The 25,594-nt window shown below is 42.0% G+C and carries 22 protein-coding genes and 1 other annotated feature; of the genes, 7 read left to right on the top strand and 15 right to left on the bottom strand.

What is annotated here, in order from left to right; translation table 11 throughout:
* The first annotated feature begins 79 nt into the window (after positions 1 to 79).
* Positions 80 to 1,255 (top strand): choline-binding protein, encoded by a 1,176-nt coding sequence (locus OGM16_07135; protein UYJ48012.1) that lies wholly within the window; start codon positions 80 to 82, stop codon positions 1,253 to 1,255.
* A gap of 201 nt (positions 1,256 to 1,456) precedes the next feature.
* Here OGM16_07135 and OGM16_07130 read toward each other — a convergent pair whose 3' ends face one another.
* A complete protein-coding gene (locus OGM16_07130; protein ID UYJ48011.1) occupies positions 1,457 to 2,848 on the bottom strand; it encodes an ATP-binding protein in 1,392 nt (463 codons plus the stop codon).
* A gap of 337 nt (positions 2,849 to 3,185) precedes the next feature.
* Here OGM16_07130 and OGM16_07125 point away from each other — a divergent pair, with 337 nt between their 5' ends.
* From OGM16_07125 to OGM16_07115, 3 genes are all read left to right on the top strand, one after another.
* A complete protein-coding gene (locus OGM16_07125) occupies positions 3,186 to 4,529 on the top strand; it encodes an ATP-binding protein (protein ID UYJ48010.1) in 1,344 nt (447 codons plus the stop codon).
* Positions 4,530 to 4,762: 233 nt separating this feature from the next.
* On the top strand, positions 4,763 to 6,529 hold the full coding sequence (locus OGM16_07120) for an argininosuccinate lyase (GenBank protein ID UYJ48009.1): 1,767 nt from the start codon (positions 4,763 to 4,765) through the stop codon (positions 6,527 to 6,529).
* Between the two features lie 103 nt (positions 6,530 to 6,632).
* Positions 6,633 to 7,796: a choline-binding protein gene (locus OGM16_07115; GenBank protein UYJ48008.1), complete on the top strand. Its 1,164-nt coding sequence runs from the start codon at positions 6,633 to 6,635 to the stop codon at positions 7,794 to 7,796.
* Positions 7,797 to 7,860: 64 nt separating this feature from the next.
* Here the strand turns inward: OGM16_07115 and OGM16_07110 are convergent, their stop codons facing one another.
* From OGM16_07110 to OGM16_07045, 14 genes are all read right to left on the bottom strand, one after another.
* Entirely contained in the window at positions 7,861 to 8,727 is an 867-nt protein-coding gene (locus tag OGM16_07110) for a hypothetical protein (GenBank protein ID UYJ48007.1), read from the bottom strand.
* Between the two features lie 302 nt (positions 8,728 to 9,029).
* Complete coding sequence (locus OGM16_07105; protein ID UYJ48006.1) at positions 9,030 to 10,199, bottom strand: choline-binding protein; 1,170 nt, start codon at positions 10,197 to 10,199, stop codon at positions 9,030 to 9,032.
* Positions 10,200 to 10,320: 121 nt separating this feature from the next.
* Complete coding sequence (locus OGM16_07100) at positions 10,321 to 12,123, bottom strand: argininosuccinate lyase (GenBank protein UYJ48005.1); 1,803 nt, start codon at positions 12,121 to 12,123, stop codon at positions 10,321 to 10,323.
* A 729-nt stretch (positions 12,124 to 12,852) separates the two neighbouring features.
* On the bottom strand, positions 12,853 to 13,227 hold the full coding sequence (rplL, locus tag OGM16_07095; GenBank protein UYJ48004.1) for a 50S ribosomal protein L7/L12: 375 nt from the start codon (positions 13,225 to 13,227) through the stop codon (positions 12,853 to 12,855).
* A gap of 102 nt (positions 13,228 to 13,329) precedes the next feature.
* Positions 13,330 to 13,830, bottom strand: a complete 501-nt coding sequence (gene rplJ, locus OGM16_07090; protein ID UYJ48003.1) for a 50S ribosomal protein L10 — start codon at positions 13,828 to 13,830, stop codon at positions 13,330 to 13,332.
* A 55-nt stretch (positions 13,831 to 13,885) separates the two neighbouring features.
* Positions 13,886 to 14,023 (bottom strand) — a sequence feature (ribosomal protein L10 leader region).
* Between the two features lie 132 nt (positions 14,024 to 14,155).
* Positions 14,156 to 14,851 carry a 50S ribosomal protein L1 gene (rplA, locus tag OGM16_07085; protein ID UYJ48002.1) on the bottom strand — a complete coding sequence of 232 codons (696 nt, stop codon included), beginning with the start codon at positions 14,849 to 14,851 and terminating at the stop codon, positions 14,156 to 14,158.
* A 67-nt stretch (positions 14,852 to 14,918) separates the two neighbouring features.
* Positions 14,919 to 15,344, bottom strand: a complete 426-nt coding sequence (gene rplK, locus OGM16_07080) for a 50S ribosomal protein L11 (GenBank protein UYJ48001.1) — start codon at positions 15,342 to 15,344, stop codon at positions 14,919 to 14,921.
* 80 nt (positions 15,345 to 15,424) lie between these two features.
* Positions 15,425 to 15,940, bottom strand: a complete 516-nt coding sequence (nusG, locus tag OGM16_07075) for a transcription termination/antitermination protein NusG (protein ID UYJ48000.1) — start codon at positions 15,938 to 15,940, stop codon at positions 15,425 to 15,427.
* Positions 15,941 to 15,961: 21 nt separating this feature from the next.
* Positions 15,962 to 16,213 carry a preprotein translocase subunit SecE gene (gene secE, locus OGM16_07070; GenBank protein ID UYJ47999.1) on the bottom strand — a complete coding sequence of 84 codons (252 nt, stop codon included), beginning with the start codon at positions 16,211 to 16,213 and terminating at the stop codon, positions 15,962 to 15,964.
* Between the two features lie 26 nt (positions 16,214 to 16,239).
* The gene (gene rpmG / locus OGM16_07065; protein ID UYJ47998.1) at positions 16,240 to 16,389 is read right to left on the bottom strand and encodes a 50S ribosomal protein L33; all 150 of its coding nucleotides are present in this window, start codon (positions 16,387 to 16,389) and stop codon (positions 16,240 to 16,242) included.
* A 175-nt stretch (positions 16,390 to 16,564) separates the two neighbouring features.
* The gene (locus tag OGM16_07060) at positions 16,565 to 17,281 is read right to left on the bottom strand and encodes a ComF family protein (protein UYJ47997.1); all 717 of its coding nucleotides are present in this window, start codon (positions 17,279 to 17,281) and stop codon (positions 16,565 to 16,567) included.
* Between the two features lie 60 nt (positions 17,282 to 17,341).
* Entirely contained in the window at positions 17,342 to 19,627 is a 2,286-nt protein-coding gene (locus tag OGM16_07055) for an ATP-dependent RecD-like DNA helicase (protein UYJ47996.1), read from the bottom strand.
* 185 nt (positions 19,628 to 19,812) lie between these two features.
* Positions 19,813 to 20,865, bottom strand: coding sequence for a rod shape-determining protein (locus OGM16_07050; GenBank protein ID UYJ47995.1), 1,053 nt, complete (start codon positions 20,863 to 20,865; stop codon positions 19,813 to 19,815).
* A 405-nt stretch (positions 20,866 to 21,270) separates the two neighbouring features.
* Entirely contained in the window at positions 21,271 to 21,855 is a 585-nt protein-coding gene (locus OGM16_07045; GenBank protein UYJ47994.1) for a PBECR4 domain-containing protein, read from the bottom strand.
* Positions 21,856 to 22,324: 469 nt separating this feature from the next.
* Here OGM16_07045 and OGM16_07040 point away from each other — a divergent pair, with 469 nt between their 5' ends.
* From OGM16_07040 to OGM16_07030, 3 genes are all read left to right on the top strand, one after another.
* On the top strand, positions 22,325 to 23,176 hold the full coding sequence (locus tag OGM16_07040; GenBank protein UYJ47993.1) for a site-specific integrase: 852 nt from the start codon (positions 22,325 to 22,327) through the stop codon (positions 23,174 to 23,176).
* A gap of 18 nt (positions 23,177 to 23,194) precedes the next feature.
* Complete coding sequence (locus OGM16_07035; GenBank protein UYJ47992.1) at positions 23,195 to 24,079, top strand: tyrosine-type recombinase/integrase; 885 nt, start codon at positions 23,195 to 23,197, stop codon at positions 24,077 to 24,079.
* Between the two features lie 169 nt (positions 24,080 to 24,248).
* The gene (locus OGM16_07030) at positions 24,249 to 25,313 is read left to right on the top strand and encodes a hypothetical protein (GenBank protein UYJ47991.1); all 1,065 of its coding nucleotides are present in this window, start codon (positions 24,249 to 24,251) and stop codon (positions 25,311 to 25,313) included.
* Positions 25,314 to 25,594: the final 281 nt, after the last annotated feature.

Raw genomic sequence — 25,594 nt, 5'->3', positions numbered from 1 at the left:
AATTAAGGGGGAAGCGTTATGGCTGATATAATATTATGTTAGCTGTGACGCTTCCTTTTTATATTCAGAAGGAGCTTATATGATTAGAAAAAAATTATTAATTTTAGGAGTTGCCCTTTGTCTGGCAACTTCCGCTAATATAGTTACTGCATTTGCAGAAACAACGACTTCTAATATCACAACTATGGAAAATTGCGGTGCTTATATTTTCGAGTGGCGTCCTATTGACTGCGGAAATGGAAATTATTTTGCTATCCTGGTTGGTGGAAATACATTATATGAAAGTGATGTAATCTTAAACCGTGGTTATGATTATGCTTATACTTTTGAACCAATGACATATTCTCGTCCATGGGGAACAGTACCGGATCTGGTAAATATAGATGGCAAATGGGGAATTCCAGAGAATTGGGCAACTATGCCACAGGATAGCCAGTCGGTTATGCAGATTGTCTTAAAAACTAATTATAAAACTTTAAGTACAGATAAACGTTATGTAAATGTTGTTCATCTTCCCTCTAATATATCGCCATCTTCCCTTCCAGCAGAAGTTCGTAAATATCTGATTAATTCAGACACTTCTGATGCAGGCGCTTACAATGATACTGTTACTCCAGGATGGCAGAAAGAAGAAGATGGATCTGAAAAGTACTTAAAGCCAGATGGCACTTATGTAACTAATGGATGGCTTCAGTTAGATGATAAAAAATACTATATGGATGAAAATGGTGTTAAATTGAAAGATACTGTTACTCCAGATGGTTTTTATGTAAATGCTGATGGTGAAAAAGTTTCTTATATGCCGGGCTGGTATAAAGACGGTGACAATTGGCGTTATATCCAGAAAGATGGATATTATAAAGCAAATTCATGGTATCAGGATACAGATGGAAAATACTATTACTTCAATATGGGAGCTGTCATGGTTGTGAATACTACAACACCAGACGGTTACTATGTAGACGAAAATGGTGTCTGGGATGGCAATGCCTCAACTGTTATTACTGAGAAAAAAAATCTTGGCCCTGGTGTAGACAAAGGCTGGGAGCCGATTGATATTGGCTGGAAGTTCAAGCAGGAAGATGGAACTTATTTAACCAATGCCTGGAGACAGGATTCTAACGGCAAATGGTATTACCTGAACGAAGATGGCTGGATGCTGAAAGACACTAATACACCAGACGGCTACCATGTAGATGCTAACGGCGTTTGGGATGGGGATGCTGTAACTGAAAGCGAAGAAGCAGCTGAATAAACACCAAAAAACAATAATCTTATATTAAAAGAAAATCGCCAGAAATGACTCATCGGTTATTTCTGGCGATTTGCTATAACATAAATATTGGCAGACAAAATGAATATTGCTTTTATAATAATATTTCATTAAAATTATAGACAGAATAGAAGATGAAATGATGTGTACAGGAGACCATTGATCGTGGCCTCTTGCGTATTATCATAAATTACAGATATCATTAAAAGAGATCAGTTTAATATTTGGTGTGTTTTCCACGTATTCTTTAACATCTTTTGTAAATCCCGTTTTTGAAAATAACATATAATATTGTTGCACATAATGGAATAGATTTCCACGTTCTAATAATTGTCTGAGGATCTCCATATTGATGTCAGCATTTCTCCACTTGCATTCGCCTAACAATGCCTGATCATCCTGCACAGCCATAATGTCAATTTCCTCCTGACGTTTCGCAACAGGATTATTTCCCCACCATTTTCCAATACTTCCAGGAAAGAACGGTAATGCAGCATAAATTTGAGGGTGGTAGAGATACTGGATGCAGATGTCTTCAAAAATATGTCCCATAAAATCACTGATATTGGGAGTGACCATTTGATAATAAATCGTTTCCCCAATGCCACGGGTAATACCGCTGATGTTAGGACGGACAAAACGATACCAGAACAGGAACATACTGTCTTCCAGGCGGTATATCGTCTTTCTGCTGGCAGCAGGTTCTGTCACAGGTGTTTCTTTCCGTATAATACCTAATGCAATAAGAGAAGTTATCTGATTACTGCAACCGCTGGTTTCCAGACCTGTTTTTCCCGCAATCTCATTTAGGCGGCTGGCACCACCTGCAATGGCTGAAATAATAGAATGGTAAGTGGCCGGTTCGCGGAGCTCCTGCTTCAGAAGATTAACGGGTTCTTCAAATAAACGACCGCTTTCATCAAAAAAAAGCTCTATAAGGTTTTTATCCAGTGAAATACGTGGATTAATCCTGGAAAGATATTCAGGAATGCCACCTGTAACGCCATATAAAACAGCCTGTTCCTCGGAAGTAAACGCTGCCAGCATCTGCCTTGCTTCAAAAAATGTAAATGGATGGATTTTAAATTGTGCAGTTCTTCTGCCATACAAAGGGCTTTTATAGCCAAGAACCTGTTCTTCCATAAAACTCATAGAAGATCCACATAAGATCAAAAACAAGTTGCTGTTTTTCCAACAATGGTCAATGTGTTTTTGGAGTAAAGAAGAAATTACAGGATAGGAAGCCGCCAGATAAGGGAATTCATCAATAGCAATGATATAGCGTTCTCCTGTTAAAGCTAACTGATCGATATAAGCCAATAAATCCTCGTAATCACCAAATTGAGATAAAGGCGCCAGAGAATCTTGAAGAAAAGCTTTTGACAAACCCGTAAGATTCTCTTTTTTAGTTCCTTCTACAGCCATATAATAAACCGCTTTTTTTCGCTCAATAAATTCATTGATCAGCATTGTCTTTCCTACACGCCTTCTGCCATAAAAGACTGCAAATTCAAACTGGTTGCTGTTATATAGTGCATTTAATTTATTTAATTCTCTGGAACGTCCAATAAACATTTATATCACCTCAAATTTGTTAAATTTGCTAATCATACAATTAGTAATTATATAATTAGTATATATCATTTTGGGTAAATAAGTCCAGAAAAATTAATGAAAATATCGAATTAATGTAAATGGTTTCGGCTATTTACTAGATGCAATATAACTAATGTTGAGGCTGAGGCTGTCGTTATTGCAGAATATATTTCCTGCTATTTTATATAAAAGTGTGATATATACGCATCAAAATCAAATAATTTTGTATTTTAATTGTAATTTTCATAGCTTTTGCATATAATAAAAGTGTGATCATTAAGCATAAAACTCCAATAAAAATGTGAGGAGAGATTCAATGGAACGATTTATCTTAAAAAAATTGCTGGCTTGGAAGAATTCTCCCTACCGCAAGCCTTTAATCTTGAAGGGCGTACGTCAGGTGGGTAAGACTTGGATTCTGAAAGAGTTCGGCAGACGCTGTTATGAAAATACAGCTTACTTTAACTTTGATGAAAATGAAGAATATAAGCAATTTTTTGAAACAACCAAGGATGTGGACCGGATTCTGCAAAACCTTATGCTGGCAAGCGGTCAAAAAATCGTGCCTGAAAAAACCTTGATTATCTTTGATGAGGTGCAGGACTGCCCTAAGGTCATTAATTCTATGAAGTATTTTTGCGAGAACGCACCGCAGTATCACATTGCCTGTGCCGGTTCTCTGTTGGGTATTGCCCTGGCGAAACCTTCCTCTTTTCCCGTGGGTAAGGTTAACTTTATGCAGATTGACCCGATGACCTTTAATGAATTCCTACTTGCCAACGGTGATGAAAATCTGGAGCAGTATCTGGAACAGGTGGACACCATTGAACCCATCCCTGACGCCTTTTTTAATCCGCTGTATGAGAAGCTGAAAATGTACTATGTCACCGGTGGTATGCCGGAGCCGGTATTGATGTGGACGGAGGCACGGGACGTTTCTGCCATGCAGGAAGCATTGTCCGGAATCATCGGAGCCTATGAGCGTGATTTTGCAAAACATCCTAATCTCAGCGAGTTCCCGAAAATCTCAATGATCTGGAAATCCATTCCTTCTCAACTGGCAAGAGAAAACAAGAAGTTTATCTATAAAGTGGTCAAGGAAGGTGCACGAGCCCGTGAGTACGAGGATGCCTTGCAATGGCTGGTAGATGCCCGTTTGGTGCATAAAATTTATCGCAGCTCAGCTCCCGGCCTGCCGATTGCAGCTTACGATGACTTGTCCGCTTTCAAGATTTATCTGGTGGATGTGGGACTGCTCCGCCGTCTGGCGCAGTTGGCTCCCACAGCCTTTGGCGAAGGAAACCGCCTTTTTACTGAATTTAAAGGCGCATTAACCGAAAACTTTGTGTTGCAGACTTTAATTACTCAGTTTGAAGTCATGCCTCGTTATTGGAGTCAGAACAACCCGCCTTACGAAGTGGATTTCCTCATTCAGCGGGAGAACGACATCTTCCCCGTGGAGGTCAAATCCGAAGCCAACACAACCAGCAAGAGTATGAAGAAGTTCAAGGAACTGTTTCCTGATAAGGTTAAGCTCCGCATTCGTTTCTCATTGGACAATCTGAAACTGGACGATGACGTGCTGAATATCCCGCTGTTCATGGCAGACCAGACGGATCGATTGATCAGGCTGGCATTGGAACAGAACAACGCACAATAATAGGAATATGGAGAATACAGATATGGCTATTAGTAAAAAACTTAAATTTTAAACAGTTCTCGATACACTGGAAGAAATTACTGAATTATTGACCATAAATTAACAAATATAACTCATTTTATCTCCCAAAACCTCTCCTCCCAATACTTTTCCTTATCGGAAGTATAATCTACTCGTAATGCAATAAGGAATTTCAAAAAGTATTTCAAAAATCAAAGGAGAGTGCATTCATTATGAAGAAGCAGACAAAATTAGTTGCTGTATTATCAACAGCAGCACTGCTTGCTATCGGTGCATCCATGACATCTTTCGCAGCTACAGGCTGGGCAGAAGAAGACGGAACATGGGTATACTATGATAGAAACGGTGACAAAGTAACAGACAAATGGGCAAAATCTGGTAATAACTGGTATTACTTAGATAACAACGGCGAAATGGCAATTGACACCCTGATCGAAGATGGCGACAACTACTACTATGTTGACGTTAACGGTGTTATGGCAGCTAACCAGTGGGTAGCTATCGATAACGAAGATGCAGGCGATGACAATGAGCCAGAGCATTACTGGTATTACTTCCAGGCTAACGGTAAAGCTTTAAAGAACGGCGATAACAACAAAGTTGCTTTAAAGACCGTTAACGGCAAGAAGTATGCTTTCGATGATGAAGGTAAGATGCTGTATGGTTGGGTTAAGTCTGACGATGCTAGCCGTATCGATGATACTGATGGTGATGCATTTAAAGATGGTGACTACTACTTCGGTGGCGAAGATGATGGTGCTATGACTACCGGTTGGGTACTTATGGACATCACTTACAATGAAGCAACCAGCGATAACGAAATCGCTCCTGTATTCAATGATGATGAAGACCAGAGCCGTTGGTTCTACTTCAAATCCAATGGTAAGAAGATCAAAGCTGAAGGCGATGATATCCAGAAGGGCAAGACCATCAATGGTAAGAAATATGAGTTTGATCAGTACGGTGTTATGACTGCTGAGTGGTCTCTGGATGTTAAGAAAGCTTCTGATGCAGGCGTACGTGACGCTTACAGTACTCAGGCTACTAACAGCAATGCTAGAACCGCTCAGTACTCACATCTGTGGAGATACTTCAACTCTGTTGAAGATGGTTCCCGCGTAAGCAAGGGCTGGTTCAAGGTAGTTGCTGCTGAATACATGAACTACGACAAGAACAACGATGATGAAGATGCTTGGTACTATGCAGATGGAAACGGTAGAATCTACACTGCAGCATTTAAGACCATCAAGGGCAAGAAGTATGCGTTCCGTGAAGACGGTCGTATGGTTAACGGCCTGAAATTCATCAAGCAGAACAACGCTGGTGAGATTATTGGTGTAGTAGCTGATGATAATACAGGACATCCATTCGATACTGAGGATGACTTCGTTAAGAATGCTCCATACTGGAATGAAAATGGATACTACTGCTACTACTTCGGTGATGGCGATGATGGTGCTATGAGAACCAACAAGACCAACATCACTATCGATGGAGACAGCTTCAACTTCTACTTCGAGAAGTCCGGCGGCCACAAGGGTGCTGGTAAGACTGGCGAGAAGGATAAGAAGTACTATCAGTCTGGTATGCTTCTGAAAGCTGGTTCTGATGAGAAGTATCAGGTAGTTAAGACTCTGGATGCTGCTAATGACACAAATGATAGCAATGAGGCAATCAGCGGATACATGAAACTGGATGATGTTAAGGCATTCCTGGATGAAGTAGGTGTAACATCTACTACAAATCCATCTAGCGTAACCTTAAGCAGCTACGGCATCAGCAAGAAGGCAGATGATATCGACGAACTGTACATCATTCCTTCAACTGATCAGGATGGTCAGAATGTAGCTGGTAAGTATTTCTTAGTAAATACTTCTGGTAAGGTAGTTGACAACAAGTCCAGAAATAGAGATGGCAATGATTACTACTACTGCGTAAATACTTCCGGTAACATCGTAGCTATCTACACAGAGAAATAATTGATTGTACATAGTACAGTTAAATAATTAAGGGGGAAAGCGTTGTGACTGATTAAATTTAGTCGCAGCGCTTTTCTTGCTTAAAACCGAAAGGAGACTTATTATGGTAAAAAAATTCACAGTGGCACTTTGCATGGCCTTATCGCTGTCTGTAACTGTTCCAACAGTTGCTTTTGCAGATAATACCACTACAACAATGGAGAACTGTGGCGCATATCTGTTTGAGTGGCGTCCGGTAGACTGTGGAGATGGTAATTATTTTGCAATTTTAGTTGGTGGAAATACGATCAGCGAAAGTGATGTCATTTTAAACCGTGGTTATGACTATGCTTACACCTTTGATCCAATGAACTATTCCCGTCCATGGGGAACAGTTCCGGATCTGGTAAATGTAGATGGCGTATGGGCAATCCCGGAAAACTGGTCTTCCCTTCCTGAAGGAACACAGCCAACTCTCCAGATTGTATTAAAAACCAATTATAAAACATTAGCTACTGATAAAAGATATGTGAATGTAGTACATCTTCCAGGTGGTGTAAACACTGCAAGCCTTCCTTTAGAGGTTAAAAAATATCTGATCAATGTAGACGGCTCTGATGCCGGTGCTTATGAAGGAACTGTGACTCCTGGATGGACTACAAATGAGGATGGAAAATGGATGTATCGTAAGCCAGATGGTACATTTGTAAAGAATGGATGGCTGCGTCTGGATGATAAGCAATATTACCTGGATGAAAACGGCTTCCGCCTGCAGGATACCGTTACACCAGATGGTGTTTATGTAAACGCAGCTGGTGAAAAAACCAAATATATGCCTGGCTGGAAGCAGGATGAAAAGGGCTGGCATTACGTCCTTAAAAATGGTCATTATGCCGGAGCAACCTGGATTGAAGATACAGATGGCAAGTGGTATTACTTTAATATCGGAACCTATATGGTAGCAAATGCTGATACCCCAGATGGCTACCATGTAGATGAAAACGGTGTCTGGGACGGCAAGGCTGCTACTGTTACCAACCAGAAGAACCTGGGACCTGGCGTAGACAAAGGCTGGGAGCCGATCGATATTGGCTGGAAGTTTAAGCAGGAAGATGGCACTTATCTGACCAATGCCTGGAGACAGGACAGCAACGGTAAATGGTATTACCTGAACGAAGATGGCTGGATGCTGAAAGACACTAATACACCTGATGGTTATCATGTAGGTGCAGATGGCGTTTACGATGGTCTTGCTGTAACAGAGGATACAGCAGCTGCCGAATCATAAGCAACAATAACTCAACACAATCGCCAGAAATGTACATACATATCATTTCTGGCGATTCAACTTTTTAGTATAATAAATTTTTTACTTTATCCAAAGATATTCCTACAATATCAGCAATTTCTATATCTGATTTGCCTGATTTATGAAGAGTGAATATCATTTTTGCAAAGTGTAATCCATTTTCGATTCCTTTTTCGATTCCTTTTTCCATTCCTTCTTCTCTTAAAGTTTCATTGTGAAGTTCTTCATCATATTCCGTTAAGATCATAGACATTACCTCCCCTTCGTTTTTTAACAGATATGTTTTTAATATGTCATTTTCTATACAATGCTTTACAGCCTGATGAACAGCTGTTTCAATGGTGCAGCCTGATTGCTTTCTGGTTCGTATCTGATGAATCAGCTCTGTGTAACCAGCCAGAACGCTACAGTTTTTCAGTAAACTAACATTATTATCCGGATTGATGTTGATCACATGTGCCGTCCAGTCATACCCTTTTACGGGATGCTCAAAGGCATCTGCCAGATGATACTCTTCACGTTCTGGCCTTATTTCTTTCCCGTTGTAAAATACATAAAATTGTGGGGCGGGTATTTTTAATAACTTCCTGCGATAAATATCTTTTTTTCTGGAAGCCAGCCATCCCTCATATTCTCTTGCAAAATACAGTAAACCTCTCAGCGGCATATTAGGATTTACGCTGCTCTGTTGTTCCCAAAGACTGATATTTCCACATAAACATATGGATACATCATTTTTCATTGTCAGATAAAGTGCATCTTCCAGAGTTACGATTTCTAACTCATTTTCATTTTTATAATCTGTGCCATTCAATGCATTGTACAGAGAAAGAGCATTCTCTTTCTTTGAAAAAAGATTACAGAACAGTCTGTCCTTGTGCGTTTGACGTACTTTGATAGTGTTTTTCATAGGCATTATCCTTTCTGTTTGCCGCAGGAAGATACTGCCTGTTCTCCCTGCTTAAATGATATGGAGTTTAAGCAAAGAGTTCTTAAAATAGATGCTGACAGATGCAGCTTGAATGAAATGAAAATTTAGATTTCTAGAAAACTTGCTTATATTTATTCTAACATGGGTATCGGGCAATTGCAATATATAAATGCCCCTACATAGGATTTTAGCCAATTTCACAATCATAACTAATACATGCAAAAACTGCAGGATCAGTGAATAAACGATCCTGCAGTTTTATAAACTAAATATAGATTAGATTATTCTGCTGTTTCTTCTGTTACAACAGGACCATCGTAAACGCCGTTAGCGTCCACATGATAACCGTCCGGTGTATTAGTGTCTTTCAGCATCCAGCCATCTTCGTTCAGGTAATACCATTTACCGTTGCTGTCCTGTCTCCAGGCATTGGTCAAATAAGTACCATCTTCCTGTTTGAATTTCCAACCTTTATCAATTGGTTCCCAGCCTTTGTCTACACCAGGGCCGAGGTTCTTTTCAGCTGCAGCAACTGTTGATGCATTACCATCCCAAACACCGTTTTCATCTACATAATAACCATCCGGTGTGGTTGTGTTTACTGCCATAACAGCACCCATATTGAAATAATAATACTTTCCGTCAGTATCCTGATACCATGAGTTAGCCAGATAATATCCATTTTTCTGGATATAACGCCAATAGTTACCATCTTTATACCAACCTGGCATATAAGATACCTTCTCGCCGTCAGAATTTACATAGAAGCCATCTGGAGTAATGGTATCTTTTAATTTAACACCATTTTCATCCATGTAATATTTTTTATCATCAAGCTGGAGCCAGCCGTTGCTTACATACGTTCCATCTGGCTTTAAATATTTTTCGGATCCATCTGCTTCTTTTTGCCATCCTGGGGTAACTGTGTCATTATAAGCACCAGCGTCAGAAGCATCTACATTAATCAAATATTTACGCACTTCTGCTGGTAATGTAGAGGAATTCACATTGGAAGGAAGATGAACAACATTTACATAACGCTTATCTGTATTTAAAGTTTTATAATTTGTTTTTAATACAATCTGGAGAGTAGGCTGAGCACCTTCCGGCATGGAAGACCAGTTTTCAGGGATCCCCCATTTTCCGTCTATATTTACCAGATCCGGCACAGTTCCCCATGGGCGTGAATAAGTCATAGGTTCAAATGTATAAGCATAATCATAACCTCGATTTAAGATCACATTACTCTCATTTAATGTATTGCCGCCTACCAAAATAGCAAAATAATTTCCATTTCCGCAATCAATAGGGCGCCACTCAAAAAGATATGCACCACAGTTTTCCATTGTTGTGGTACTGGCAGATGTAGTATCAGCAAAAGATGTGATTGCATTTGCTGATACAGCCAGACAAATTGCTGTTCCTAATACTAATAATTTTCTTCTGATCATAGATACTCCTTTCTGCAAGTAAATAAAAAGGAAGCGTTACAGCTAACATAAATGTTATATCAGCCATAACGCTTCCCCCTTAATGTTTAGTTATTACAAACTGTTTCTAAATCAAATCAGATTAGTCTTCAACGTAGATGTTAGTAATCTTACCATTGCTGTCAGTTACATAGTAGTAATCGCTGCCATCTTTGTTCTTGCCCTTGTTGTCAATTACCTTACCAGAGGTATTAACCAGGATGTATTCATGATTCTTAACATCCTTTAATTCAACGGAATAAGCTTCAGCTAAGTCTTCAGCCTTCTTGGTAGTGTTGCTTCCAACAGTTACCTTTGTAGAGCCTTCCTTACCAGCTAATTCATCGTTAACTTTACCACCATGGTTCTTAACGCTGTCCATGAATGCCTTAGCGTCATCTAACTTGGTGTAGGTTACATACTTAGTACCACCAGCCTTAGTATGTGTTTCTTTATCAACAACAGTGTACTTGTCGTCAGAATCTGCCTTTAACAGCATACCGGACTGATACAGTTTGTTGTCCTTCTCACCAGTTACACCAGCACCCTTCTTGCCGCCAGACTTCTCGAAGTAGAAGTTGGTGTTCTCGCCGTCGAAGGTCAGAGATGTCTTACCAGTTCTCATTGCACCATCTTCGTCGCCGCCGAAGTAGTAGCACTTGTATCCTTCACCTTCAAAGTAGGTAGAAGCCTGTGCTAAGAAATCATCCTCATTATCGAAGGAATGATTGTCATCATCATCAGCTATAACGTCTTCAAAGTCGTTAGTGCCTTCTTTGATGAACTTCAGGCCGTTAATCATACGTCCATCGTTTCTGAATGCATACTTCTTGCCCTTGATGGTCTTGAATTCACCAGCATACAGCTTGCCGCTGCCATCTGCATAGTACCAAGCATCTTCATCATCATCATATTTGTCCTTGTTCAGCATTTCAGCTGCTACTACTTTGAACCAGCCCTTGCTTACACGAGAACCATCCTCAACAGAGTTGAAGTATCTCCATGCCTGGGTGTACTTAGCGTAGTTTCCTGCACCATTCCAAGCTTCAGAAGTGGTTGCTACATCAACAGAAGCCTTTGCTCTCTCTTCGGACTTAGAAGCGATCTTCTCATCACCTTCATCCAGAGACCACTCAGCTACCATAGCGCCGTACTCATCAAATGCGTACTTCTTACCATTGATAGTCTTATCTTTGGTTCTTTCGCCATTGTCAGCCTTGATCATCTTACCATTGGACTTGAAGTAGAACCAACGGGTCTGATCTTCATCATCATTGAATGCTGCTGCAGTATACTTATAATCATCATTGGTTGCTTCGTTGTATGTAACGTCAGTCAGTAACCAACCAGTAGTCATAGCACCGTCATCTTCGCCACCGAAGTAGTAGGTTGCTTCCTTGAAAGCATCACCATCAGTATTGTCGATACGCTCAGCGCTGTTCTCATCTACCCAGCCATACAGCATCTTACCTTCGTCATCGAAAGCATATTTCTTGCCGTTAACAGTCTTTAAAGAAACCTTATCGGAATCTCCCTGTTTTAAAGCTTTACCGTTAGCCTGGAAGTAGTACCAATAATGCTCTGGCTCGTCATCATCGCCAGCGTCTTCGTTATCGATAGCTACCCACTGGTTAGCTGCCATAACACCGTTGATGTCAACATAGTAGTAGTTGTCGCCATCTTCGATCAGGGTATCTACTGCCATCTCGCCGTTGCTGTCTAAGTAATACCAGTTATTACCAGATTTTGCCCATTTGTCTGTTACTTTGTCACCGTTTCTATCATAGTATACCCAAGTACCATCTTCTTCTGCCCAGCCTGTAGCTGCGAAAGATGTCATGGATGCACCGATAGCAAGCAGTGCTGCTGTTGATAATACAGCAACTAATTTTGTCTGCTTCTTCATAATGAATGCACTCTCCTTTGATTTTTGAAATACTTTTTGAAATTCCTTATTGCATTACGAGTAGATTATACTTCCGATAAGGAAAATTATCAATAGTTTTTTTGCATTTTTTGCATTTTCTCCTTTTTTCTGGAGAATATTGATAACTTGCCCTGGAGGAATAACCTCTCCTTCACAATCCATAGTATATTATAATTTTCGAAAAAAAGCCATAACTTTTACCTGTGGTTTTTCTTACGTAATTATTACAAAACCACCTGTTTAAGCCGTTTTTGTACTTATAGTTGTACAATCCGTTTTTTTCTTAACCGAAGATGATCAGATCAGCCCGAAAAGGCCATCTGACGGGATTTTATCTGATAATGCCGGGCAGAAAAAAACACCCGCAATGCTTTTGCACCGGATGTTTTTCCCGTAGTATATAAAATACTCTCTTCCCCTAAAAAGACCCCAGGTGAAGGAGCTGCCTTATGATTAGTCGTTTGCTCCATGGCCTGAGGTCTTTTTTCGATAGTATGTTGTAAACACTTATTTTTATATTCTTTATTTATCCGTTTACCGGTTCGATAAACTTCAACTAATATATACTATTTTTTCAGAATACGCAACCGCATTATTGTACTTTTGGAAATACTTACGAAGTAAAAAAGAACCCGCAGACTGTTTCCACAGTCCTGCGGGTTCTGAAAGCACTTATATCTGAATACAAGTCTACACAGTAAGCTTTGATTACTTCAGGGTAACCTTTGCTCCTTCTGCCTCTAACTTTGCCTTGATATCGTTTGCTTCTTCCTTGGATGCGCCCTGCTTTAATACCTTTGGTGCGCCATCAACTACGTCTTTAGCTTCCTTCAGGCCTAAACCGGTAGCTTCACGAACAACCTTGATAACCTTAACCTTGTTTGGTCCAACTTCGGTCAGCTCAACGTCGAATTCGGTCTTCTCTTCAGCTGCTGCTGCGCCAGCACCTGCTGCTGCAACTACAACGCCTGCTGCTGCAGATACGCCAAACTCTTCCTCACATGCCTTTACTAAATCGTTCAGTTCTAATACGGATAATTCCTTGATAGCTTCGATAAACTCAGCGGTTGTTAACTTTGCCATTTTAATTTCCTCCTGTTTAAAATTATTTTTCGATAGGATCTGTGTTTCAGGCTGCTTTTTCTGGACTATGCAGACAAAAGAGCCACAAATTCATTTTGCAGATTAAGCCTCTGCTGCACCACCATTTTTCTCTGCGATCTGATTGAGTACGCGAGCCAGGTTGGTGATTGGGGACTGGATGCTTCCAAGCAGCTTTCCAAGAAGAACTTCTCTGGATGGAATGGTTGCGATAACCTGGGTTCCAGCCTGATCATAGTAGGTTCCTTCAACTACAGAAGCCTTCAGTTCCAGCTTAGGAGCGGTCTTAGCAAATTCAGCCAGGATTCTAGCTGGTGCTGTAGCATCATCCTTAGATACAGCTAATGCTGTAGGTCCTTCCAGATGTGGATCCAGAGCTGCGAACTCGGTTCCTTCTGCTGCACGCTTGATCAGAGTGTTCTTATATACTTTATAAGAAACTCCAGCTTCTCTTAACTGTTTACGCAGTTTTGTATCCTGCTCTACAGTCAGACCACGGTAATCAACAACAACTGCGCCGACTGCACCGTCTAACATTGCCTTGATCTCGTCTACTACTGGCTGCTTTAATTCAACTTTTGCCATGAATGGTTTACCTCCTTATATTATTTCGTATTGAAAACCGTCATAGCAAGGACACGATCTTATAAAAAAACCTCCCTGCCGCAATGACAGAGAGGTACGCAAAATCTCATTTGAGTTTTGTATGTTCCTCGGCAGGCGTTCTAAGCTTACACCTTACGGTACCTGCTGTCTCAGGGCATTCAACACGCATAATAAAATAACATATCTGAGCATGAATGTCAAGAGGCTTTTTAATAATTTTTCGTGAACTTTTTCATGAAAAATAAAAAGACCACAGAGAACCGGAATTCTCTGCAGCCTCATTATTTCTATTCAGGACACCTGATTAGTTTGTAAGCTTAGCTACGTTCAGCTTAACGCCTGGGCCCATGGTGGATGTAAGAGCTACGCTCTTGAAGTATGCGCCCTTAACGGTGCTTGGCTTAGCCTTTAAGATAGCGTCCATAAGCGTCTGGAAGTTGTCCGCTAACTGCTCCTCGGTGAAGGAAGCTTTTCCTACTGGCACGTGGATAATGTTTGTCTTGTCAAGTCTGTACTCGATCTTACCAGCTTTGATCTCCTTGATAGCCTTGGTTACGTCCATGGTTACGGTACCAGCCTTTGGGTTTGGCATTAAGCCCTTCGGTCCAAGTACACGGCCCAGACGACCAACAACGCCCATCATGTCAGGAGTAGCAACAACAACGTCAAAATCCAGCCATCCTTCGTTCTGGATTCTTGGGATCAGCTCTTCTGCGCCTACGAAATCTGCGCCAGCTGCCTGTGCTTCGTCTGCCTTAGCACCCTTAGCGAATACTAAGATACGAACAGTCTTACCTGTTCCGTGAGGAAGAACAACAGCTCCACGGATCTGCTGATCAGCGTGACGTCCGTCACATCCTGTTCTGATATGAAGTTCTACAGTCTCGTCAAATTTTGCAGAAGCATTCTTCTTAACGATAGAGATTGCATCTGCTACGTCGTAAAGTGCAGCACGGTCTACGTTCTTCATAGCCTCTGCATATCTTTTTCCTGTTTTCATTATAAAATAACCTCCTAGTGGTATTGACGGGGGAATCTCCCTCCCACGTTCATATATACGGTATTAATTACTCTTCGATGGTAACGCCCATACTTCTTGCAGTACCAGCTACCATGCTCATAGCAGCCTCAAGGCTGGCAGCGTTTAAGTCTGGCATCTTGGTCTCTGCGATCTTCTGCAGGTCAGCCTTCTTTAATACAGCTACCTTAGTCTTGTTAGGAACACCTGAACCGCTCTTTAAGCCACATGCCTTCTTGATCAGAACTGCTGCTGGCGGGGTCTTGGTGATGAAGCTGAAGCTTCTGTCCGCATATACGGTAATAACTACAGGGATGATCATATCTCCCTGATCTGCTGTTCTAGCGTTGAACTCTTTGGTAAACTGTACGATGTTTACACCGTGCTGACCAAGAGCTGGTCCAACTGGTGGTGCTGGTGTAGCCTTGCCTGCTGGAATCTGTAATTTGATATATCCTGTTACTTTCTTTGCCATCTTAGGCACCTCCTAAAATTATGTGGTATTGTCGGGAATGTCCCTCCCACCAGCTTCTGCTGCGCAAAAGCTGATCCATTTTACATTTTCTTTACTTCTGCAAATCCCAGTTCGACCGGTGTTTCACGACCGAACATTTCTACATTGATAGTGATGGTCTGCTTACTTTCGTTGATAGCTTTAATAGCACCAACTGTATCTTTCCATGCACCGGAGATAACTGTTACCATATCTCCCAATGTAAAGTCGACTAAGACGTCTTCCTTCATAAATCCAAGGCTCGCCATCTCTTCTTCAGTCAGAGGAACTGGTTTGGAGCCCGGACCAACAAAGCCTGTAACGCCTCGGGTGTTGCGTACTACGTACCATGTGTCATCGTTCATGACCATGTTGATCAGCACATAACCCGGAAACATTTTCTTGTCGGCTTTTTTCTCCACGCCATTCTTCAGTTCTACAACAGGAAGCATAGGCACGGATACCTCAAGGATCTGATCCTGAAGGTTTCTGTTTTCAATTGTCTTTTCAATGTCGACCTTGACTTTGTTTTCATAACCTGAGTAGGTATGGACTACATACCAATGTGCTTCTGACATACAATCACCCTCGCCTTTGAATTAAAGAATAAAGCTTAAACCGAATTTCATAACCATATCCAGTACACCGATCAGCGCACCGATGAAAATGGACATGATCACAACTGCAACTGTCTGTTTAGCAACAGTTTCCTTATCAGCAAAGACGATCTTCTTGTACTCTGTCTTCAGGTCTTTGAAAAAGCTTGGCTTTTTCTCTTTCTTAGCCGTCTTCTGGTCAGCCTTGGCCGCTTTTTCCGTGGTTTCTACAGTATTCACTGTATTTTCTTCCATAACTTCACGTCCTTTACTGATCAGGATTACTTTGTTTCCTTGTGTAACGTATGTCTCTTGCAGAATCTGCAGTACTTCTTAGTCTCCATGCGGTCAGGATGAGTTTTCTTATCCTTAGTCATGTTGTAGTTACGCTGCTTGCATTCTGTACATGCCAGTGTGATTTTTGTGCGCACGACTTCCACCTCCATTAAATTATCGTAATTCAATTTGCTTCTCGGTCTTAATTTTAAGCATAAAAAAAAGACCTATCTTCCATTCGCCCGTATACTATAACACAAAAATATTCATGACGTCAAGAGATATAGCTGGTCTTTTTCAGGTTTTTTCTCAGTTTATACAATTTTTTTGTCACCGGCCTGAGCCAATGGCGATCACAAGAAGGTAAACCTGTCCTGCTCCGGCTTTTTTCAAAGCCCTGGCACAGGCCTCTGCCGTACTTCCCGTGGTATAGATATCATCAATAAGGAGAACTTTTTTCATACCTGATGGCAGTTTTTTACAGAAAAATGCCTGTTCCAGGTTTTTAAGACGCAATGCAGGACCTAGATCCTTTTGAGGTGCTGTCTTTTTAGAGCGGATCAGATACTCCGAAGACATGGGGATCCCCAGATATACGCTCAGGCGTTTTCCAAATTCCTCTGTCTGGTTAAATCCACGTTTTTTAAGCCTGCTTTTGTGGACCGGCACCGGGATGATCAGGTCCGGTGACAACCGGGCAATGGTTTTAGCATATCTTCTGTATGCTGCTTCTGCATAGAAATCCAGATATTCCCGGCGGTCGTGGTATTTGACCATTGCCAAGGACGGGGCTGATATTTCATTGTAGTTAAAAAGCGCCATTCCATGGGAAAATGATCTTGGATGGGCTGCGCAGTCGGGACAGTATTCCATTGTCCCACTTATAATCTCTTTTCCACAGCATTTACATACAGGTCCCCGGACCCAGGATAATTTTTTCACGCATCCCGGACAGATCAGGCTGCCTTTTGGCATGACGATCTGGCCGCAGACGGGACAGCGGCGCGGAAATAACAGGTCCAGTATTATATTTATCAGAAAGTTCATATATTCTCCTTATAGACAGAGTTAGATTTATTAGAATATTTTAAAGATAAGCAACTATAATCAGGCGTATATTTCTTCTATCCTGGCTTTTAAACCGCAGTAACGTTTCTGCTCCATGGAGTTATCTGCCATAGTATAAAATGCATCTGGCCGTCCAACCAGGCAGACACAGGAGCGTGCTCTTGTCACAGCTGTATAGATCAGATTTCTGGTCATCAGCATGCGCGGGCCGGAATACATGGGAATGATCACTGCCGGATATTCGCTTCCCTGGGATTTATGGATGGTAATGGCATAGGCAAGCTCCAGCTCTTCCAGCTGTTTGAAGCTGTATTCTACCATTTTCCCCTCATCAAATTCTACGGTAAGATTTTCCGCATATTCATTGATCTCACGGATAATACCCATATCACCGTTGAATACACCGGCCCCTTTATCTGTGGGGATGCCGTATTTACTGCGTATCTCCCATTCCATCTGGTAATTATTTTTGATCTGCATTACCTTATCGCCGGTACGGTAGATAATGCCGCCGGATTCTTTCTCTTTTTTGGATGGATCCGGGGGATTTAAGTAATTTTGCAGGATCTGGTTTAAGCGTTCTACTCCAAGAGCACCTTTTCGCATAGGCGTCATTACCTGGATATCCCCAGGCTGTGCGTGGACATAGTCCGGAAGCTTCTGCTGGATCAGCGTGATAGCTGCGCTGATGACTGCATCTGGATTTTCCCTGCGGATAAAGAGGAAGTCCCTGCTGCGCTTTGCCAGGTCTACCCGCTCCCCCTCATTGATCTTGTGGGCATTTACAATAATGTCGCTCTGGGCCGCCTGACGGAAAATATGGGTTAGCTTTACTACATTAAAACAGCCTGAATCGATGATGTCGCGAAGCACATTTCCGGGGCCTACACTTGGAAGCTGGTCTACATCACCTACCAATATGAGGCGGGTTCCTACGTTCACCGCCCGAAGGAGGGAATGCATCAGGCTGATGTCTACCATGGACATTTCATCAATAATGATCACATCTGCATCCAGAGGATTTTCTTCATTCCGGTCAAAATGCATGCCGCCGGAGCTGAAGGAGACATTTTTCCCGGAAGTATTATTTCCTGCCATGGAACCGGAATCCGGAATGCCAGAAGGAACCAGCTCCAGCATTCTGTGAATGGTACGGGCCTCATAACTGGTAGTTTCCGTCATCCGCTTTGCCGCGCGTCCGGTTGGTGCAGCCAGAAGGATCTCCATTCCCTCATTTTCAAAATACTGGATAATGGCATTGATGGTGGTAGTCTTTCCTGTACCGGGACCTCCGGTGATCACTAAAAGGCCGCTGTTTACTGCCTCAAAAACTGCCTTTTCCTGCAATTCATCCAGATGTATCTGATCCCGTTTCTGGATTTTGGCCAGATTGGCCCGGATCTCCGTTTCCGGGATATCGCCCCGGATGTTCAGATTATGAAGCATGCGGGCGGTGTTCAGCTCCAGGTAATAATAATGGGAAGAATACACCAGATATTCCGGTGGTTCACTGTCCGTAACTGTTTTTACCACTACTTTCCGGTCGATCTGCATATCCATAAGATGTTTTTCCATGGCTGAGGGCTCAACCTTCAGTAAATCAGCAGCCTGGGAAAACAGCTCTTTCTGTGGAAGATAGGTGTGGCCGTTGGCTGATGCCTGAAGAAGGATGTACAAAAGGCCTGCTTTGATACGGTAATCGGAGTCCGTGAAAATACCTGCTTTTTCAGCTATTTCATCTGCCATTTTAAAGCCAACGCCGGGAATGTCATCTGCCAGCTTATAGGGATTTTCTTTGATTATGCTATACAGCTTTGGACCATATTCCTGATAGATCTTGGCTGCAAGATTTAATGTGATACCATAATTTTGCAGGAACATCATGGCTTCCCGCATACCTTTTTTCTCTTCTACCTGCTGGGCAATGGCCATTGCCATTTTCTCACTGATGCCTTTTACTTCGGAAAGGCGTTCCGGTTCTTCTTCCATGACCCGGAAGGTGTCAGCCTTGAAATGACGGACGATCCGGGCTGCCAGTGCCACGCCAATACCTTTGATAGCACCGGAGCCTAAATAACGCTCCATGGACTCTGCATCCTGTGGTGTTTTCATTTCATAGCTTTCGATCTGTAGCTGTTCACCGTATACAGGATGTTCGATCATGCGCCCCGATGCCTGGATCATATCTCCTTCAGCCGCATAGGAAAGTGTACCTACCATAATGACCTCATCTCCATCACTCTGATCTGTAACAGACATGACCGTATAGCCATTTTCTTCGTTCCTGAATTTAATTCTTTCAATAAATCCTGTTATGGTTGCCATTTTTCTTTCCTCTGCATTTGTGTAATGTACTTTCGGAATCTTTTTGTACTTGATTTTGCGAGAAGATTTTTTGTCAGTTGTGCCCAGATTTTGTTTCTATAAAAAACAGTCATAAATATTTAAAAAGGCCGCCGCATTGCTGCGGCAGCCCGGCCAATCATGTTGTATATTCACGAACCCTGCGCTCAATAATCTTCTTTATCGTTTCTTCCACCGCCGATTCCCATGGATGATTCCAGTGCGGAGGTCATACCGTGTGCAAATTCAATGAATTTACCTGTACCGATAGCTACTGCTGTCAGCGGATCTTCTGCGATCACAGTGGTAATACCTGTCTTTTCTTCGATCAGGGCATCCAGTCCGCTAAGAAGGGATCCGCCACCGGTCATTACGATACCGCGGTCAAAAATGTCGGCTGCCAGCTCTGGTGGAGTTCTCTCAAGTACATTGTGTACAGCATCTACGATCTGGAGTGCCGGCTCCCTTAAGGCTTCCAAAGTTTCATCAGAAGTAACTACAATGGTTTTTGGAAGTCCGGTTACCAGGTTACGTCCTCTTACTTCCATCGTCTGTACTTCCGGTCTGCGGTATGCAGCACCGATATTAATCTTGATCTCCTCTGCAGTACGTTCACCGATAAGGAGATTATGTTTCTTTCTCATATAACGGACTAAAGCTTCATCGAAGTCATCACCTGCGATCTTGATAGAGGTGCTGACTACAGGTCCGCCTAAGGAGATAACTGCAATGTCTGCAGTACCGCCGCCGATATCTACGATCATGTTTCCGCATGCCTTACCAATATCAATGCCTGCACCGATAGCTGCTGCTACAGGCTCTTCGATGATAGCAACCTCACGGGCACCAGCCTGGTAAGTAGCATCTTCTACTGCCTTCTTTTCTACTTCAGTAGCACCACTTGGGATACAAACGCTGATGCGGGGCTTACGCAGTGTTCTCTTGCCTACTGCCTTGTTGATGAAGTATTTCATCATTTTCTCGGTAATGGTGTAATCAGAGATAACGCCCTGACGAAGCGGACGGACTGCTACAATATTACCAGGTGTACGTCCGATCATCAGACGTGCTTCTTCTCCGATAGCCATAATCTTGTTGGTATCACGGTCAATGGCAACTACAGACGGTTCTTTTAATACAACGCCTTTTCCCTTGATATATACAAGGATACTGGCGGTTCCTAAGTCAATTCCAATGTCATTGGACATCATTGAAAACATATAGTTATTTCCTCCTAAATTGTGGGGTCACGAAAAGTTTCTTGTAGTAGTTTCTTAATATAACTCAAAAAAGGGCCTGCGCTTTAAGCATGACGAATACGCCTCAGAGCAGACTGAAGTTTCTTCTATTATATACAATCTTGAAAAGTTTTCAAAGGTTTTTTTCACTTATTTATATTCTTTATTATTTTTTTATATTATGTACATTTTTTAGACACATTTATTCCGTATTATAATAAGCGTCCACCGAGAGGCGGACAAGGCCTTTGTTTCAAGTGGTTACTTGAAATCACAAAGCTTTTTCATACTCATACCGGACGGAGGAATCCGTCCGGCCCCCCTAAATAATTTTATACCCCTCTAAAAATGCGATAACCCGTTCTGTGTAAGCAGAGCGGGGTTTTTTTATGTTTTTCTTAACATTAGCCGATCATACTGTACTACTGTTTTTCCAGTACTAACTATTGTTTTTTCTTTTTTTAGTAATGTATAAACTGCTTGTCCTTTTGTGTAATCCTTCTCTCCTTTTTGGAAAAAGGACCTGCAGAAAAAATGTCCCTGTTCTATATTACGATCAAGAAAAATATAAATATCCATTTCTTTATAAGGCGTAGACAAAAGATATTCCGCTTCTATCATTGAAAATGTTTGTAATTTTTCATTGTAACGAAAAATTGTTTTATTGCTGTCTAAAAGATACTCTATTTTATCAAAGAAGCACATACGATCTTGTATTTCCGGAAAATAACGGCTCTTTTTGATATCTTCCATGCAGATCGTTTTTGAAAGTATTTGATGAAATATCTTCTCACGATTTCCTCTTGCCAGACGGAGATCACGCAATTTATGTAGTCCAACTAAATGATGAAACTCTGTTGGATCAAAGCGGAGGGTTAATTCTGTTAATCGATTTTTGCGGCCTAAAACAATATGGTACTGAACATCCAATAACTGTTCAAAAGCTTCCGCACATTCCAATAAATGGTCCATATTTCGTCCCCCTCCTTATGTATAAAAGAAAACCGCCCTGTATAAACAAGACGGTTTTGAGCATTTTCATTCGGTCCATTGACCTACTCCGGTTTGAGGTTTCACTGCACAACCCCTCTTGAAGACTCCGTATAGCAAGGCTTTCCGGTACGCTGCTATCCTTCAACGTCTGGACAAACACACACTGTTGTCTGTCTGATATTATCATTATACAGTGAGGGGAGAATTATGTCAAGAAAATCCTCAATTTTTCTGACTGTCTACTAATCTAATGGGACACGAAAACATCGAAACTATGCGGATCTACCTGACAAAATCTACTGAGGAACAGCGGGCTACGCTAAGGCTTTTAGACTTGTGTGATCAGATCCGCAGACAAGTGAGTGGTATAGTTATTTTGAAAACGATGTACTAAGATTGTAATGCAGGTTTTCTGTATGAACATTTTTCACTTAAGGAGGATTTTTTTATGACAGGACAGATGAATGAGAATGGTGTAAGTACAGCAGGTAAACGGACGCAGGCACAGTTCCGGCGGTTTTTGGTGGAACGGAATATGTCGGAGCAGACAATCAAAGCTTATTCTTATGCTGTGAAACAGTTTTACGGGCTGTATCCCCAGCTGACGGATAAAAATCTGCAGCTTTATAAAGTATTTCTTATTGAACGTTATAAACCACAGACTGTCAACCTGCGGCTTCGTGCCATGAACTGTTTTGTACGTTACAGGGAAAGCTCCCTGTGTCCGGTCTCTATGGTACATGTGCAGCAGAAAGGATTTTTGGAACAGATCATCAGTCAGGCAGATTATGAGTTTTTAAAACAGCGCTTATGGGAAGATGGGGAATATAATTATTATTTTCTTATACGGCTTATGACTGCTACCGGGGTGCGTATCAGCGAATTGGTATTGTTTGATGTTGAAGATGTAAAAAAGGGATACCGGGATATTTATTCTAAGGGGAATAAGCTGCGCAGAGTTTACATTCCGGCTGTTTTGCGAACAGCTTTTAAGGAATGGCCCGGTTTTTCCCAGCGTCCGGATGGGATCTTATTTTTAAACCGGTTTGGAGCTCCCTTATCTGCTTCCGGTATCCGTTTCCAGTTAAAGGTTTTTGCAGCAAGATACGGCATTGACCCGGATGTTATGTACCCTCATTCTTTCAGGCACCGGTTTGCAAAGAATTTTATTGAAGTGTGTCCGGATATTGCCCTGTTATCGGATCTTTTAGGGCATGACAGCATTGAAACCACACGGATCTACCTGCGGCACAGCAGCCGGGAACAGTACCGTATTGTTAATCAGGTTGTAAACTGGTAATGGCAGGGGGTGCATTACATGGAAACTACATTTATTTTTCCCTCAGATAATACCAGGTTTGAAGAAAACGGATCTGAAAATACACTATCCAACGACCTGGAACTGACCCTTTTTAAGGACTTTCTGCTCCGCAAAGGAGCTTCTGATAATACGATCCGTATTTATCTTCTGGCTGTCCGCCACTTTTTCTCCCATTCTGATACGATTAACCCTGAAAACCTCCAGGCCCATAAAGCATGGCTTTTGGAGCATTACCGTCCTGCTACTGTAAATGTACATATCCATGGCATGAATCAGTATTTGCAATATCTGGAAATTTCATCTTTTAAACTTCCTGCCGTAAAATACCAGCAGAAGACTTTTATTGACAATGTAATATCTAAAAGGAACTATGAGATACTAAAAAAGAAGCTGAAAAGGGATGAAAACTGGTTCTGGTATTTTGTAGTACGGTTTTTAGGAGCAACGGGAATGCGGGTCAGTGAACTTTTGAAAATAAAGGCGGAGCATGTAAAACTTGGGATGATGGATCTGTATTCAAAGGGCGGCAAAATGAGACGTATTTATTTTCCTGCTGCTCTTTGTGAAGAAGCGGAAATATGGCTGAAAAGGCGTGACATCATTTCCGGTTATATTTTTACAGGGAGAAATGGACAGGTGATCACTGCCAGAGGTATCCATTCCCAGTTAAAGGTACTGGCAAAACGGTATAGGATCCCCTCTGAACAGGTTTATCCTCACTCTTTCAGGCACCGGTTTGCTAAGAATTTTCTGGAGAAGTTTAATGATATTTCCCTGCTGGCAGATCTGATGGGACATGAAAGTATTGAGACTACACGGATCTACCTGACCCGGTCTTCAGAAGAGCAGCAAAAATTGATCGACCGGGTAGTGAAGTGGTAGTGAATATGATATAATGAGCGCAGGGAAAAACAAGCGGCTGCGCAGCAGACATTTGTTTTTCACAAGCCATTAACGAACGAATCGCCTGCGTAAGCAGGCAGTAGAGCGCGAATGCGCGGGATTCGTGAGTGACCCCTCGCAAGAAAATACAACAAAGGATGGACAACTTATGTACAAATACACCTGGTATCAATGGCTGAGTTTCTTCTATATATATTGCTTTTTCGGATGGATCTTTGAATCTTCTTATGTATCCCTGAAACAGCGACGATTTGTAAACCGCGGTTTTCTGCGGCTTCCTATGCTGCCTCTTTATGGCACGGGAGCGGTGATGATGCTGTGGGTATCTCTTCCATTTAAAAGCAGTCTGGTCATGGTTTATATTTCCGGTGTGATCGGGGCTACGGTCCTGGAATATGTAACTGGATGGGGAATGGAACGGCTGTTTAAGATGAAATACTGGGATTACAGCAACCAGCCTTTTAACTTAAATGGATATATCTGTCTTTCCTCTTCTGTTGCATGGGGATTTTTGACGATTTTTCTCACTGAGGTGATCCACAAGCCCATTGAACGATGGGTGCTTCATGTTCCAACTATGATCGGCATCCCATGTTTGTCCGTGATCACAGTGGTTTTCATTATTGATACTGCAGAATCTGTACGTACTGCCCTGGATCTTGCCAAGGTTCTGGATGCCATGACAAAGATGAAAGCGGAACTGGACGATGTTCAGGTACAGCTGGCATTATTGAAGGCAGAAACAGAGCAGAAACTGGAAGAAGCAAAAGAAGATACTGCTATGAAGCTGGAAACTCTCCGTGTAGAAGCAGCCGGAAAAGCTGCACTGCTGCGAAATGAGACTGCCCAGCGTGCAGCCCAGCTGAAATATGAGACAACGGAGCGGACTGCCAGACTGCGGTATGAGACTGCATTAAAAGCTGCCCAGTTAAAGGAACTTGCTGATGAAAAAGCGTCTCAATACCGTGAAGAAGCTGCCTCCAGGATGGAGACTGCCAGAAATATAAAAGCAGCTATGGCAGCCAGCCGCAATGAACGTCTGGCAGCTATGAACAGCCGGATAGCAGAACTGACAAAGAAGCGTCAGGATATGACGAAACATATGAATTTCTACCACAAAAGTATTCTGCGTGGAAATCCTTCTGCATCTTCTATACGGTTTGCAGCAGCTTTAAAGGAATTGAGGGAAGCAGCTGAGAATAAGAAAAAGTAAGATATTATATTCCCGCCGGTGACTGGCGAGAAAAGCACAAAAATAACCCCCAGAATGTGAATTTTCCGTTCTGGGGGTTTTTGCGTTTGCCAGGTATACTTATGAGCCCCGAGCTAACGCGCTCTATTGCCTGCTTACGCAGGCGATTCGTTCGTTAATGGCCCTAGAAAAACAAATGTCTGCTGACGCAGCCGCTTGTTTTTCCCTGCGCTCATTATATCTTATACTCACGAATCCCGCGCATTCGCGCTCTACTGCCTGCTTACGCAGGCGATTCGTTC

The organism is Lachnospiraceae bacterium, from assembly GCA_025758065.1.
GTDB lineage: Bacteria > Bacillota > Clostridia > Lachnospirales > Lachnospiraceae > Enterocloster.
The sequence above is the reverse complement of the archived record's forward strand: the minus strand, read 5'-3'. Positions and strand labels throughout refer to the sequence as shown.